General features: G+C 64.7%; 17 protein-coding genes, 1 tRNA gene and 1 pseudogene. 8 read left to right on the top strand and 11 right to left on the bottom strand.

The annotated features are described in order from the left end of the window. Positions 1 to 18: 18 nt before the first annotated feature. The 6 genes from pheT to AC1Q6V_RS14930 all read left to right on the top strand — a co-directional run bounded on the left by pheT (position 19) and on the right by AC1Q6V_RS14930 (position 4,515). Positions 19 to 2,466 carry a phenylalanine--tRNA ligase subunit beta gene (gene pheT, locus AC1Q6V_RS14955; RefSeq protein ID WP_454749835.1) on the top strand — a complete coding sequence of 816 codons (2,448 nt, stop codon included), beginning with the start codon at positions 19 to 21 and terminating at the stop codon, positions 2,464 to 2,466. Positions 2,467 to 2,567: 101 nt separating this feature from the next. Beyond that, complete coding sequence (locus AC1Q6V_RS14950; RefSeq protein WP_037024300.1) at positions 2,568 to 2,978, top strand: integration host factor subunit alpha; 411 nt, start codon at positions 2,568 to 2,570, stop codon at positions 2,976 to 2,978. Between the two features lie 116 nt (positions 2,979 to 3,094). Continuing rightward, a complete protein-coding gene (locus AC1Q6V_RS14945; RefSeq protein ID WP_010813098.1) occupies positions 3,095 to 3,520 on the top strand; it encodes a MerR family transcriptional regulator in 426 nt (141 codons plus the stop codon). A 55-nt stretch (positions 3,521 to 3,575) separates the two neighbouring features. Next, positions 3,576 to 3,652: transfer RNA gene (locus AC1Q6V_RS14940), tRNA-Pro, on the top strand. Positions 3,653 to 3,844: 192 nt separating this feature from the next. Beyond that, positions 3,845 to 4,084: a hypothetical protein gene (locus tag AC1Q6V_RS14935; protein ID WP_454749834.1), complete on the top strand. Its 240-nt coding sequence runs from the start codon at positions 3,845 to 3,847 to the stop codon at positions 4,082 to 4,084. A gap of 26 nt (positions 4,085 to 4,110) precedes the next feature. Next, positions 4,111 to 4,515: an aspartyl protease family protein gene (locus tag AC1Q6V_RS14930; protein WP_454749833.1), complete on the top strand. Its 405-nt coding sequence runs from the start codon at positions 4,111 to 4,113 to the stop codon at positions 4,513 to 4,515. On the opposite strand, the gene AC1Q6V_RS14925 is transcribed toward AC1Q6V_RS14930, so the two are convergent. From AC1Q6V_RS14925 to AC1Q6V_RS14890, 8 genes are all read right to left on the bottom strand, one after another. Next, positions 4,505 to 5,629: a tyrosine-type recombinase/integrase gene (locus AC1Q6V_RS14925; RefSeq protein WP_454749832.1), complete on the bottom strand. Its 1,125-nt coding sequence runs from the start codon at positions 5,627 to 5,629 to the stop codon at positions 4,505 to 4,507. The two genes, AC1Q6V_RS14930 and AC1Q6V_RS14925, sit on opposite strands and share 11 nt — an antisense overlap. Next, positions 5,626 to 5,922 (bottom strand): DUF4224 domain-containing protein, encoded by a 297-nt coding sequence (locus AC1Q6V_RS14920; RefSeq protein WP_454749831.1) that lies wholly within the window; start codon positions 5,920 to 5,922, stop codon positions 5,626 to 5,628. Before AC1Q6V_RS14920 ends, AC1Q6V_RS14925 begins: the two co-directional genes overlap by 4 nt. Beyond that, the gene (locus AC1Q6V_RS14915) at positions 5,919 to 6,440 is read right to left on the bottom strand and encodes a DUF1643 domain-containing protein (RefSeq protein WP_454749830.1); all 522 of its coding nucleotides are present in this window, start codon (positions 6,438 to 6,440) and stop codon (positions 5,919 to 5,921) included. Before AC1Q6V_RS14915 ends, AC1Q6V_RS14920 begins: the two co-directional genes overlap by 4 nt. A 10-nt stretch (positions 6,441 to 6,450) precedes the next feature. Next, positions 6,451 to 6,894: a hypothetical protein gene (locus tag AC1Q6V_RS14910; protein ID WP_454749829.1), complete on the bottom strand. Its 444-nt coding sequence runs from the start codon at positions 6,892 to 6,894 to the stop codon at positions 6,451 to 6,453. Then, on the bottom strand, positions 6,887 to 7,243 hold the full coding sequence (locus tag AC1Q6V_RS14905) for a hypothetical protein (protein ID WP_454749828.1): 357 nt from the start codon (positions 7,241 to 7,243) through the stop codon (positions 6,887 to 6,889). Before AC1Q6V_RS14905 ends, AC1Q6V_RS14910 begins: the two co-directional genes overlap by 8 nt. Continuing rightward, complete coding sequence (locus AC1Q6V_RS14900; protein ID WP_454749827.1) at positions 7,240 to 7,899, bottom strand: hypothetical protein; 660 nt, start codon at positions 7,897 to 7,899, stop codon at positions 7,240 to 7,242. The genes AC1Q6V_RS14905 and AC1Q6V_RS14900 overlap by 4 nt, the downstream gene beginning before the upstream one ends. 238 nt (positions 7,900 to 8,137) lie before the next feature. After that, the gene (locus AC1Q6V_RS14895; RefSeq protein ID WP_454749826.1) at positions 8,138 to 8,263 is read right to left on the bottom strand and encodes an ASCH domain-containing protein; all 126 of its coding nucleotides are present in this window, start codon (positions 8,261 to 8,263) and stop codon (positions 8,138 to 8,140) included. A gap of 3 nt (positions 8,264 to 8,266) precedes the next feature. Continuing rightward, positions 8,267 to 8,566, bottom strand: coding sequence for a hypothetical protein (locus AC1Q6V_RS14890; RefSeq protein WP_454749825.1), 300 nt, complete (start codon positions 8,564 to 8,566; stop codon positions 8,267 to 8,269). Between the two features lie 29 nt (positions 8,567 to 8,595). On the opposite strand from AC1Q6V_RS14890, the gene AC1Q6V_RS14885 reads away from it, so the two are divergent. After that, positions 8,596 to 8,841, top strand: coding sequence for a hypothetical protein (locus tag AC1Q6V_RS14885; protein WP_454749824.1), 246 nt, complete (start codon positions 8,596 to 8,598; stop codon positions 8,839 to 8,841). Between the two features lie 2 nt (positions 8,842 to 8,843). On the opposite strand, the gene AC1Q6V_RS14880 is transcribed toward AC1Q6V_RS14885, so the two are convergent. Further along, on the bottom strand, positions 8,844 to 9,818 hold the full coding sequence (locus AC1Q6V_RS14880) for a DNA-methyltransferase (RefSeq protein ID WP_454749823.1): 975 nt from the start codon (positions 9,816 to 9,818) through the stop codon (positions 8,844 to 8,846). A gap of 34 nt (positions 9,819 to 9,852) precedes the next feature. Here AC1Q6V_RS14880 and AC1Q6V_RS14875 point away from each other — a divergent pair, with 34 nt between their 5' ends. Further along, entirely contained in the window at positions 9,853 to 10,512 is a 660-nt protein-coding gene (locus tag AC1Q6V_RS14875) for a hypothetical protein (protein ID WP_454749822.1), read from the top strand. A 20-nt stretch (positions 10,513 to 10,532) separates the two neighbouring features. Here AC1Q6V_RS14875 and AC1Q6V_RS14870 read toward each other — a convergent pair. After that, positions 10,533 to 12,322: pseudogene (locus tag AC1Q6V_RS14870) on the bottom strand (DNA cytosine methyltransferase). Then, entirely contained in the window at positions 12,319 to 12,741 is a 423-nt protein-coding gene (locus AC1Q6V_RS14865; protein WP_454749821.1) for a hypothetical protein, read from the bottom strand. Before AC1Q6V_RS14865 ends, AC1Q6V_RS14870 begins: the two are co-directional and overlap by 4 nt. Between the last annotated feature and the right edge of the window lie 7 nt (positions 12,742 to 12,748).

Below are 12,748 nucleotides of genomic sequence, written 5' to 3'. Positions count from 1 at the left end.
TACCGGATCAGAAGCGCCATGCAATTCTCGGAATCCTGGCTTCGCACCTTCGCCAACCCTGAAAAGATCTCCACCGACGCGCTGTCGCACACGCTGACCATGGCCGGCCTGGAAGTGGAAGAAGTGGGCTCGGTCGCGCCGCCGTTCGACAAGGTGGTGGTCGCGCGCGTGCTGTCGACCGAGCGCCATCCCAATGCCGACCGCCTCAACGTGTGCCAGGTCGATGCCGGCACCGGCGAGACCCTGCAGATCGTCTGCGGCGCGCCCAACGTCAAGCCCGGCATTCTGGTGCCGTGCGCACTGGTCGGCGCCGTGCTGCCGCCGTCCGAGGATGGCGGCAAGCCGTTCGAGATCAAGATCGGCAAGCTGCGCGGCGTGGACAGCTACGGCATGCTGTGCTCGGCGCGCGAACTCAAGCTGTCGGAGGACCACGGTGGCCTGATGGTGCTGCCGGAAGACGCGCCGGTCGGCCAGGATATCCGCCAGTACCTCGACCTGGACGACCAGGTCTTTGTCATCAAGCTGACGCCGAACAAGGCCGACTGCCTGTCGATCCACGGCGTGGCGCGCGAAGTGTCGGCGCTGACCGGTGCCGCGCTGAACCTGCCGGAGATGAAGCCGGTGCCGGTGACGATCCAGGACAAGCTGCCGGTCAAGGTATCGGCGCCGGACCTGTGCGGCCGCTTCTCCGGTCGCGTGATCCGCGGCGTGAATGCGCGCGCGGCCACGCCGGCATGGATGGTGCAGCGCCTGGAGCGCTCGGGCCAGCGCAGTGTTTCCGCGCTGGTCGATATCTCGAACTACGTGATGCTGGAACTGGGCCGTCCGTCGCACGTGTTCGATCTGAGCAAGATCCACGGCGGCCTCGACGTGCGCTGGGGCCGCAAGGGCGAGCAGATCAAGCTGCTCAACGGCAATACCATCGAGGTCGACGAGCAGGTCGGCGTGATCGCCGATGACAAGGAGATCGAAAGCCTGGCCGGTATCATGGGCGGCGACAGCACCGCCGTGACGCTGGACACCACGGACATCTATCTCGAGGCCGCATTCTGGTGGCCCGCCGCGATCCAGGGCCGTGGCCGCCGCTACAACTTCTCGACCGATGCCGGACACCGCTTCGAGCGCGGCGTGGACTACGCCACCACGGTCGAGCATATCGAGCGCATCACCGCGCTGATCCTCGAGATCTGCGGCGGCCAGGCCGGCCCGGTGGACGACCACGTGGTCAACCTGCCGCAGCGCAAGCCGGTCAGCCTGCGCGTGGCGCGCGCCGAGCGCGTGCTGGGCATCGAGCTGTCGTCTGCAGCCATCGCCGATGTATTCCAGCGCCTGCAGCTGCCGTTCACACGCACCCAGGGCACCGAGGGCGAGGTGTTTGAAGTCACGCCGCCGAGCTACCGCTTCGATATCGAGATCGAGGAAGACCTGATCGAGGAAGTGGCCCGCATCTATGGTTTCGAGCGCATCCCGGCACGTCCGCCGATCGCCGAGAGCGAGATGCGCCCGACCAACGAGGCCTGCCGCTCCAGCCACGTGGTGCGCCACGCCGTGGCCGCGCGCGATTACCAGGAAGTCATCAACTTCGCCTTCGTCGAAGAGAAGTGGGAGCGCGACTTCGCCGCCAACGACAGCCCGATCCGCCTGCTGAACCCGATCGCCAGCCAGCTGGCGGTGATGCGCTCGACGCTGATCGGCGGCCTGGTCGACAAGGTGCGCTACAACCTGAACCGCAAGGCTGCGCGCGTGCGCCTGTTCGAGGTGGGCCGCGTGTTCCATCGCGACGCCAGCGTGAAGGATGGCGGCCTGACGGTGGCCGGCTACGATCAGCCGATGATGGCCGCGGGCATTGCCTATGGCCCGGCGTTCGAAGAGCAGTGGGGCATCCCCGCGCGCAACGTCGACTTCTTCGACATCAAGGGCGATGTCGAGGCACTGTTCCATCCGCGCGTGCCGCGCTTCGAGCCGGTGTCGCACCCGGCGCTGCACCCGGGCCGCGCCGCGCGCGTGCTGCTCGACGGCAAGGCCGTGGGCGTGGTCGGCGAGTTGCATCCGCGCTGGCTGCAGGAATACGAGCTGACGCATGCCCCGGTAGTGTTCGAACTGGCGCTTGACGCGCTGCGCGACACCGGCCTGCCGGTGTACACCGAGATCTCCAAGTTCCCGGCCGCCGTGCGCGACCTGGCCGTGGTCGTGAAGCAATCGGTGCGCGTGCAGGACCTGCTCGACGCCATGCGCGCGGCACTGGAAAAGCAGGGCTACGGCCGCTACTGCCAGAGCCTGGTGGTGTTCGACGAGTTCCGTCCCAAGGGCGCTTCCGCTGCCATTGGCGCGGACGAGAAAAGCCTTGCGTTCCGGGTGACCTTGCAAGATACTGGGTCGACCCTCCAGGACGAAACCGTCGACAGCGCAGTGCGCTGCATGGTCGACGCGCTGACAGAGGCCTTCCAGGCCCGGCTGCGCGGCTAAGCCATCGCCAGTACGCAACAAGTACGCGACGGACACACGATAAACAAGGGCGCCCGGGCTTGCCCCGGGCGGATCGCCAGACACACACTTGAGCGATCGACATGAATGATCGAGACGCGAATTCCATGACCGCTGCAGCACTGGGTGAGATGAGCGACCGGCAGGCTTCCTCCCTTGACGACGCTATGCCGGATGCGCGCGCGACCGAAGTTCCCACGCTGACCAAGGCCGAACTCGCCGAGATGCTGTTCGACCAGGTGGGCCTGAACAAGCGCGAATCGAAGGACATGGTCGAGGCCTTCTTCGACGTCATCCGCGAAGCGCTGGAGCAGGGCGACAGCGTCAAGCTGTCCGGCTTCGGCAACTTCCAGTTGCGCGACAAGCCGCAGCGGCCCGGCCGCAATCCCAAGACCGGCGAAGTCATTCCAATCACCGCGCGCCGCGTGGTCACGTTCCACGCCAGCCAGAAACTCAAGGGCCTGGTGGAAGAACGCGCCGGCATCGTCGGCTGACGCGTCACCCGAACGGCGGATTGCTTCCCGAAGCCGGCATCGGTATGCTTCTGGGCGCGCACCTGGTGCGCGCCAACCGCATGGCCGGCATGGCCTGACGCTCGTCTACACACCACATGTCGGACAAATCCAGCGATCGCATCGCGTTGCCGCCGATTCCGGCCAAGCGCTACTTCACCATCGGTGAGGTGAGCGAGCTTTGCGCCGTCAAGCCGCACGTCCTGCGCTATTGGGAACAGGAGTTCACGCAACTCAAGCCCGTCAAGCGCCGCGGCAATCGCCGCTACTACCAGCACCATGAAGTCCTGCTGATCCGCCGCATCCGCGAACTGCTCTACGAACAGGGCTTCACCATCAACGGCGCGCGCAATCGCCTCGATGAAGGCCGTCATCACAGTGGGGCAGCGGCAGCGCCTGAGGCCGCAGAAGTTGGTGAAGAAAATGCGGCGGCATTGTCGGTCGACATCGGCGGCCTGCGCAATGAACTGGTCGAAGTGCAGCACCTGCTCGCGCAACTGCGGGAGATCGCGAAGCACGGATAATTTCGACGTCGGGAGCTAGTCATACGGGAAATGCTTCTGTTATAATCTTTTGCTTCGGGGCGTAGCGCAGCCTGGTAGCGTACCTGCATGGGGTGCAGGTGGTCGGAGGTTCAAATCCTCTCGCCCCGACCAAATCAAAGCCCACGTAATCAACAGGTTACGTGGGCTTTTCCACGTATCTCGGTAGCGCTTGTTGGCGTCATATTGGATGACATCCAATATGCGAGTGGTTTGCCCCTCTGTTCTCCCCTTGTATGGAGGGTGGGCGGAGGTTAAATTGGTTGTGTAGACTGCATTTGCGATTCCACCAACAGGGGAAAGACCATGGCTTCACTTGAACTGGAGCTTGCTACTTATCAGCGCGAGCTTCCGAACTTGCTCGCTCTTGAAGGCAAGTTCGTTCTGATCAAGGGATCGGAGATAGTCGGCACCTACGATTCGTATGCCGACGCCCTTCAGACGGGGTATGAAAAATTCAAGCTGGACCCGTTCTTGGTCAAGCAGATCTCACACACCGAGCAGGTTTCGTATTTCACACGCGAACTGGATCTATGCCCAGCATAAATCTTCAGTTCGCTATTGGCGGCCCATTGATTGACGCCTTCATCTTCCCTAGTGCACCTCGAAGCCAAGCCTTGCAGGCAGCAGGACAACCTGTGCCACCGGCTGTTCGCGGAAAATTTCTTATCGACACCGGTGCCAGCGGTACCTGTATCGACCCCCAGCTTCTTGCTCCGCTGAACCTGAATCCGACGGGAAAGGTTGGTGTTCACACGCCGTCGACGAACGGAACTGCACATCAACTGAATCAGTACGATGTGCAACTCTTGATCCCGGCGCCGAATGGCCAAGTGCCGTTCATCATCCCGGCTTTGCCAATCATGGAAAGCTCATTTGCAGCGCAAGGCATTTCCGGCCTGATCGGTCGGGATGTGTTGGCGAAATGCGTGCTGGTCTATAACGGGCCGATCAGTCTATACACTCTCACCTACTAGTCGTAGGAATCACCAAGCGCACGGTGGATACAGGCACTTCGCGCTGCTTGATATACCCTTCGGTAGTCGCGCGGTCAGCGTGTGCCCCAGCCACCTGCAGCGCTTCGATGTCGTATCCCGCCTTTTTTGCGTCCGTCAGAGCTTTCGCGCGGATGTCCTTCACCGTGTAGTCTTTGCCTTCCAGCTTCGCGCGCACCAGCGCATCCCGCCAGGCATCCCGGCAGGCTGCCGCGGTCTTCGGCTTCCCATTGCGGTCCGTCACGACATGCCCGGTCAGCGACTGCACCTTGAGGTCGCGCTGGAGCTCCTTGGCGCGGCGCAGCACCTCGTCGATTTCCGGCGTGATCGGCCAGTCCACCGCCTCGCCGCTGCTGTCGGCCGTCTTGCTGGGTATGAAGTGGATGACGCCGGCGAGGCGGTCAACCTGCAGCCAGCGGAGCTCCCTGATGTCGGTCGACCGCTGGCAGGTCAGGTAGCACAGGTCAACGAACACCTGCATTTCCGGGCCCGTCGGCACCTTCGCCGTGACCTCCTGCACCTTTCCGCCGACCGCTTTCCTGTACGTGTAGGTAGCCAGGGCGGCCCGGATTGCCAGGAAATGGTTGTGCGGGATGTAGACCTTGCGCGTCTTCGGCTTCTTCAGAGTCACCTCGCGGCACGGATTGATGGTGATGTGTCGGCGCAACACCGCCCAGGCGAAGAACTTGGACAGCCAGCCCTTCATGGCGGTCTGGGTCGGCAGCTTGTCCGGCCAGTTGCCCAGCAGGAAGTCCTGCACGGCGCCCGGGTCCATCTCCTCGATACCGTGCCGGCGGAAGGCCTTGCGCACGTCTTCACCGCGGCGGCGCCATTCCTCGCGGAACGATTCGGCGTACTGCTTCGCGTGCTGGTCCATGTAGATGGCGACCAGCCGGGACATGCTGCCTTCGTCGCCGTCGATCTCGGTCTTGCGCTTCTCCTCGGCCAGGCGCTCGAACATGCGCGTCTCGCCCTCGTCGACCCGGCAAAGCTTGATCCACTTCTCATCGGTGTTCCGGACCCAGAAGTAGCTGCCATACCGAATGTAAACCCGGCTCGGCAGCCCGTCGGGTTTCGTTCGGCGCCTGGCGTTCATGCTGCCTTCCGAATTGGGATGAGAGGAGTGCGGGCCGGCACGCCGGCGCCGGGCAGGACGCCCGCCCGCTTGGCCTGCAGACCTTCAAGTGCTGCCCAGGTCATGATGATGCGGCCATCTGCGCGCTGCACCGGGGTAATCCCAAAATGCCGCTCGAACCATTTTGCTTGGAGGCTCCGGCGCTTGAGTCCCGTCACGTCACAAATGTCCTGCTCGCTCATCAGTCTGTTGTCCACTTGCTGCTCCCAGTGTTGCCGGGTTATTTCGATAATTCGTTGTGCTTCTTCAGTCATTCCGTAAAGCGTTTCGGCCTGGTGCTGGCCGCGATGTAAAGAGGGTGTTTCGGGCTGCCGTCCTTGTTCAGGCCCAGATGGTGCAGCAGCGTGCCGCGCCCACACAGCCTGATGATCTGTAGCACCTCGGCCGCGCGCGCCGGCGCCGCCTTGTGGGCGCCCCAGGCGCAAATCACCAGCGAGCACCGGTCGATCGCTTCCATGACGGCGCCGTTGGCGCTGTCCTCGCGCCCGAGCGGTGCCGAATGCGTCAGCAGGCCGTCCGGATCCGTCGAGCGCAGCGGGAACAGGTTGACCACCTCCAGCCGGCCGTACTTGCCGGCCAGCGCCCGCTGCATGCACCTGGTGATGGTCGGATCGTTGACCAGATGGTCGGCAGTCGACGGATTGAGCATGATGAAGCCCAGCCCCGGCCGGCTGCGGTCCCAATCGCGCCAGAGGCGATAGCGGTACTGTTCGCAGTCCGAAAGGATGCAGCCGGCCTCGCCGTCGAGGGTGGTTTCGATCAGTCGTTTCATGGCGTCCCCCTTATTTCGTCACGCCGCGCCATACATAGTCGCCCTTGTCCTCGCGGATTGCTGGCTCGTCGGCTTGGCACGGGCATTCGTAACCGGACAGGCGGTCCGCCACCGGCCGCCAGAAGTTGCGCACCAGGCCGTGCGGCACGTGGTTGTCTTCGGTGGCATCGAGCAGGTCGAACTGCGCCAAGACCCACAGCGCGTCCGCCGCGGGGATCCTGCCGCCGCGCTGGCTGACGGACAGGTGATACTCCGGGCCCAGATCCGGCTGGCCAGCTTCTCGGGCAACCTCGACGGCGCTGAACACGCAAATGCCTTGCTGGCCGTGGATCCAGACCTCGCAGGGCCAGCTGCCGACGCCGGCGCGGCGCATCGCCTCTTGTGCCAGGTCGGACGTGTCCATAGTCCAGCCCGGCCCGGACGGGCGCTTCGGTTTGATGATGTAATCAGTCATGCGACTTCCTCGGCTTGCAGAACGGTTCCGGCTCGGCCGGATACTTTGTGGGCCACGTCGTCGCCGCCAGGATCGTCTTCCAGTTGGCGCGCGTATTCAGCACGGCCGGCCCGCCATAGTCGAAGAATCCGGCCGGCGGCTCGGTGCCCATCGCTTCGATCAGTGCAGCGGGCACCGCCACGTGGTAGCCGGTGTTGTAGTAGTCCAGCGACTCGGCAATTCGCTCTTCGCTGTACCGGCCGGCGCGCGGCACCACCGGCGTGTAGCCGCGGTCGTCCGGCCGCCAGAACGTGATGTAGCTGTGGTCGCGGGTCGTGTGGCAGACCGCCACGACGATGAACTCACTCATGACAGCTCCTCCTCGGCCTGCCTCATAGCGGCGGTGAGTGCTGCCATGTCGTCGTGCGAGCCTCCCGGCCGGTCTGGGTGAGCGGCTTGCGCCCGCCGGCGGAACGCTGCACGGACGGCAACCAGATCCTGCTCGCCCGCCGGCACGCCGATGACCTCGCGCCAGCCGCGCGCCGCGCCCGGCGACGGAAGGGCGGTGAAGCCGGTGAAGGCTCGTTCGAGGATCTGGGCTCCGCCGTGTCGCTCGATCGCGCGCAAGGCCTCCAGCGTCGCCGCGATGGCGGCCAGGTTGTCGGCCACCGCGCGGTACTGGTCGATGGCCATCACCCGCGGCGCGCCGGCCCGGTCCTGCCAGTAGACGGCAGCGCCGGGGTCGGCCGGCTCGCGCTGGCCAGAACGCGGCAGGCCATCCAGGCGGGTCACCACGTTCGTGCTGATGACGGTGGAGCCCGGCCGTGCGCCGAGGCGGGCAAGCTCGTCGAGCACGCGGTTCACGCCATCGGAGACTGTCAACGCCTTGGCGATGCTATACGACATGCTGTCGCCGTTCGAGTACTTGACCGTCCGCCGGTCTTTACGGTTGAAGCGGGCGTCCGTGCGCTGGGCATCGGTCTTGCGCGGCCAGCCGGCCGGCCAGGTGAGAGGGTAGTTCGTCATGCGTGCTCTCTGCAGGCCGCCAGAACATCAGCGGGCACGTCGAAGAAGCCCAGCGCGCCCTTACAGGCCACGAATGGCAGCGGACGTGCGTCGACGATGCGAAAGCCCCAGCGTCATGTGCCAAGGCGAATCGCTCTCGCGCACACAGTCGGTAATCGTGGCGACGCCAACGATGCCGCCATAGTCGAAACCTTCAGGCGCCACGATGTTGGGCCAGTCCCACTCATCCCGGCGGCCGTCATGCCTTGCCAGCGTGGATCAGCACGCGCCCACGCAAGCGCGTCGGCCACGTCCGATTCTCGATGTCTTTGTGCCCGTTGACGATCAACCAGGCCCACGGCTGGCGGATGGAAAGTGCTTTCATGACTCACCACTCCACGACGGTGTACATGTCCACGAACTGCCGCTCTTCGTAGAAGAACGACACCTTGAAGCCCAGTTCCTTGAGTTGCCGCACGGCTTCGTCGTACTGCTTGGCCAGCAGGGTGGTCCGGTCGCTCCCGTAGCCACCGTTGACCCAGAAGTCGCCGTGCAGGGGCACCTGGCGCTGCTTCTTCTCGGCTGCGGCTCGGATCAGGTCCAGGGCGGCATCGACGCGCTCGGCTACGGTCGGGCCGGAGATTTCGCGGGCTTCTGCCGCGGTCAGGCGTTTCAGGTTTGTCGTCATGCTAGGATTTCCTCGCAAACAGGAGACCAATGATGAAAGAGACCTACGAGCACAACGAATTCACGGTGACCTTGGAGACGGACTTCGACGAGAAGAATGCCGACGAGTCGCGCGTGAAGATTGGCATCCTCATTGTCAGAACCGAGACCGGTAAGGATGTGTTTCAAGAGCTTCGTTACCTCGCAAGGATCAATGGCGCCGTCACGCTTGAGGACGGAATCCGCTATGGGAAAGAAATCGCAAAAGGCGTCATCGAACGTGGCGCGTTTGGCTGAAGTCATGCTGAGGCCTCCAGCACCAGCCCAGGCTGCCGCGTCCTCTCGGCCTGCAGCGCGATGTAGTCCGGGTTCAGTTCGGCGCCGAGCCACCTGCGGCCAAGCCGCTGCGCGACGCTGGCCACCGTGCCGGATCCCATGAACGGGTCGAACACGATGTCACCCGGGCGGCTGCCCGCGAGGATGCAGGGCTCGACCAGCGCTTCGGGGAAGGTGGCAAAGTGGGCCTCCGCGTACTTTGCTGTCGGCACGGTCCACACGCTGCGCCGGTTCCGCAATTCCCGAGGGCCGATCTTGTGCAAGCTGCCCCGAATGTTCGCGTTAGCGCTACTGGTGCGCTCGCCGGGCAGCGGGTCCATTGGTTTGACGTTACCGGGCCCCGCCGGCTCGACTGCAGGCTCCGCAATCGCTTGTGAGTCGAAGTGATAGCGCTCGCTCTTCGTCATCAGGAACACGTACTCGTGCGCCTTCGTGCAGCGATCACGGACACTCTCCGGCATCGGGTTCGGTTTGTGCCAGATGATGTCCTGGCGCAACCACCAGCCGGCATCCAGCAGCGCGAAGGCAAGGCGCCACGGCTGGCCAACCAGGTCTTTCGGCTTCAGGCCCTCGACACGGACGTCGCTGCGCGGGATAGGCGTGTCATCACGACGGCGGCTTGCGGTCATCGCTCGCGCTTCGGTCGCGGCCGGCGATGGTCCCCATGCAGCGCCGCGCGTGCCGGCGTAGCTGTCGCCCATGTTCAGCCATAGCGTGCCGTCGTCGGCGAGCAGCTGGCGGCAAAGATCGAAGACCTCAACCATATTGGACAGGAACTCTGGCAGGGAGACCTCCAGCCCCAACTGGCCCTCGACGCCGTAGTCGCGCAGGCCCCAGTACGGCGGGCTGGTGACGACGCACTGCGCGCGCACGCCGGCGGCGATCAGGTCGCGCATGACGTCGCGGCAGTCGCCTTGGTAGCAACGGTTGGCCAGCATGCTAGGATGCCCTCCAAAAGTTGAGGGTCGAGTGATGAGCGTGAAGATGTGGGGCGTCGCCAGTTACACGCTGGTGGGGACGGCATTGTTGCTTGCTGGCGGCTACATCGCCTGGCGTTGCGGAATTGACCCCGGAGACATCGCGTCTTGGGTCCAAGCAATTGGCTCGATCCTGGCCATCGTTGGCGCATTCTCGTTGGTCACTATCCAAGGCAGGTCTGCGTGGCGTGACAAGCAGGCCGCAATATTCGCGGTGGCCCATGCCGCATTTCGTGCTGCAAAAGATGTTGACCGAGCTCTCTCGAGTAACGATCCAGAATCCGAGTTGCTCGTTAATGGTCATCGGTTGATCATCGACTCTTATGTCGGAACTCTCTCGATAGCACCAGTTCACGAGCTCAGTTCTTCTGACGCGATCACCGCATTTCTGCTGCTGCGCGACCAGTTTTCGCTTCTTAAGGAAGCGATGGCGATATGCATCGCAGGCCCCTCCCGCCATCCGCATTTCAAGGAGGAAGTTGACGCGCTCAAAGACGCATACATGAGCGCGGAAAATTTGAAGAGGCGAGACGAGCGTATTGAGCGACAACGTCGGGTTCTCAGGAGAAACGTCGAGGTCCACATTCGAGCAATCGAACAGCGGTATGAACAAATGGCGTCCGCCCTTGGAGACATCGCGAAGTTCGTTGGATGAGGCCCTTCTAAGTTCGATCCTCATGCCGCCTCCGAATTCGATGCCACCGAAAGCGCTATTGCCACCGGCCGCACCCACACCGGCGTGGCCGACAGCATGAACGTCTCACCGGACTCGGCCAGCAGCAGGGTGGTGCCCATCACCTCGGCGATTGCCTGCGCAGCATCCGGCGGCACTGCGTTGCCGATGCGCTCGCGCCAAGCCTGATCGCTCAGGCCGTCCAGCTCGAGGTATTCCTCCGGCTCGATCAGCGACTGGATGGCCTCCAGTTCCAGCGTGGTGAAAGGGCGGTGCCAGGTGCCGTCCAGCGCGCGGATAATGGCAACCAGCTTGTCGTTCGCCGCGGGCAGGCGCGGATCGGCGACCGACCAGCGGCCGTTGTCGTGGCCAGCAGCTGCCGAGACTGCGCCGCTGGTCTGATCCCAGCTCACCACGCCATAGTGGCCACCGGTCAGGTAGTTGTCGCCGCGCTCGCGCCGCATGCCCGGGCGCGGTCGGCAACGGCATACGCACCCTGGCCGTTGTCGCTGCGGGCGATGACCGTGCCGGCCGGTTCGTCGTAGCCGGTGATTCGGTACTTGCCGGCGCCCTCGAAGCCCGTCGACGCGCGCGGATCCTGCACGCACTGGCCGGTGCCGTGGGCACTGGTGACGGCGCCGGCGGCCTGGTGCCACGGCACGATCCGGAACTCGTTGTTGTGCTTGGCCGGGCCGGCGTGGCGCGGGTCGGCCACGCTGAACGTGCCCTGGCCCGGGTCCGTGCCGGCGGTGATGGTGCCCGCGGCCTCGCCCCAGCGCAGCACGCCATACTGCTGGTACTGCGCAGCGTTGGCCGGCGCGCGAACGTCCGCCACCGAGAACGCACCATTCGTCGGCCCGCTTCGCCCTGCGATGGTTCCGGCCGGCTCATCCCAGCGGTTCACGCCCATGTAGCCGTCCCGGTATTCCGGCATGATGAGGTAATCCCGCAGGTGACCATCGACCACTTCCAGGCGGTTCAAGCTGCGCCAGTCGCTGCCGGCTTCCACGAACGCCAGGCGTACCCACGTCTTCCACTGGAGCGACGGCACGCGATGCATCGGCCCGCCGGCGGCGTCGCCAGGCTGTGGCATGCGGCCAAGGACGGTACCGACGCCCTGCAGGCGCTTGAGCTCCGGCTCGTACAGGAACGCCGGCACCTTCTCCATGTGGCGCGCCACCAGGAGGAAGCGCTTGCGGCTCTGCGCCAGGCCGCCCAGCTCGCCACAGTCGTGCGTGGTCTCGTTCACGGCATAGCCGTAATGACGCAGGATCTGGTTGATCTGGTCCAGCAGGTGCCGGCCGCGCGTGGCCAGCCGCGGCACGTTCTCGAACACGATCAGCTCGACTGTGTCGTCCTTCCAGGCTTCGCACATCAGCCAGACGCACCGCAGGGTCAACTCGTTGAGCGCCTGGTACTTCGGCGTGCGGCTGAGCGTCTCCGACAGCAGGCCGGAAGCGCCCTTGCAAGGCGACGAGATGAACACGCAGTTCGGCCGCTCGTTGCCAGCTGCGCGGCGGATGTCAGCGGGCGTGGCCTCGCGCCAGCCGGCCGGCGGTTCTTTGGCATGGAAAGCTGTGTACTGCTGGCGCGTGAACAGGTCCATGACCGTGCACGGTACGCCGACCAGCGTTTCGAAGTCGCGCGCAGCAGCCGGATCGACGTCGATGCCGCCGATGCAGCGCCACTTGGCGACCATGTTTCCGACCCGGGATGCAGCCTTCTTGAAGCCCTTGGCGCCGCCGCCGAGGCCACAGCAGAAGCCGAACGTCTTGTACTCGCGGACGATCATGCTTGCTCCTTGCCGGGAGCCAGCGGACGTGCCACACCAGCGCAGGGCGGTGAGTCGAAGATCATCTTCGGTGCCGAGGCCCGGTCGATGCGCTCGATCTCCGCGAGGATCAGGGCGCCGGCCTTCACCAGCTCGCGGCGCCTGCCGCCCAGCTTCGCGGCCCAGCCGTGTGGGAGGATGGCCTCCCCGAAGGTGGCGCCGTAGCCGGTAGACTCAGCGCACCAGTTGCGCACCGCGGGCGGCATCGCGTAGAGGGCTGCCATGGCCGCGATCTCGCCGCAGCCGTGCGCGTCGTCGTGCTCTGGGTCATAGCCTTCGGCCTCGATCTGGCGGCGGCGCTCGGCCAGCACGTCGCGCGCGGCGCTGCTCACCTGGTCGGCAGGCGATGCGGCGAGCAGTGATTCCCCGGCAGACGTCATTGACCAC

This window comes from Cupriavidus sp. GW823-FHT07B10 (assembly GCF_058794355.1).
This window is presented reverse-complemented; position numbering and strand designations above follow the sequence as displayed.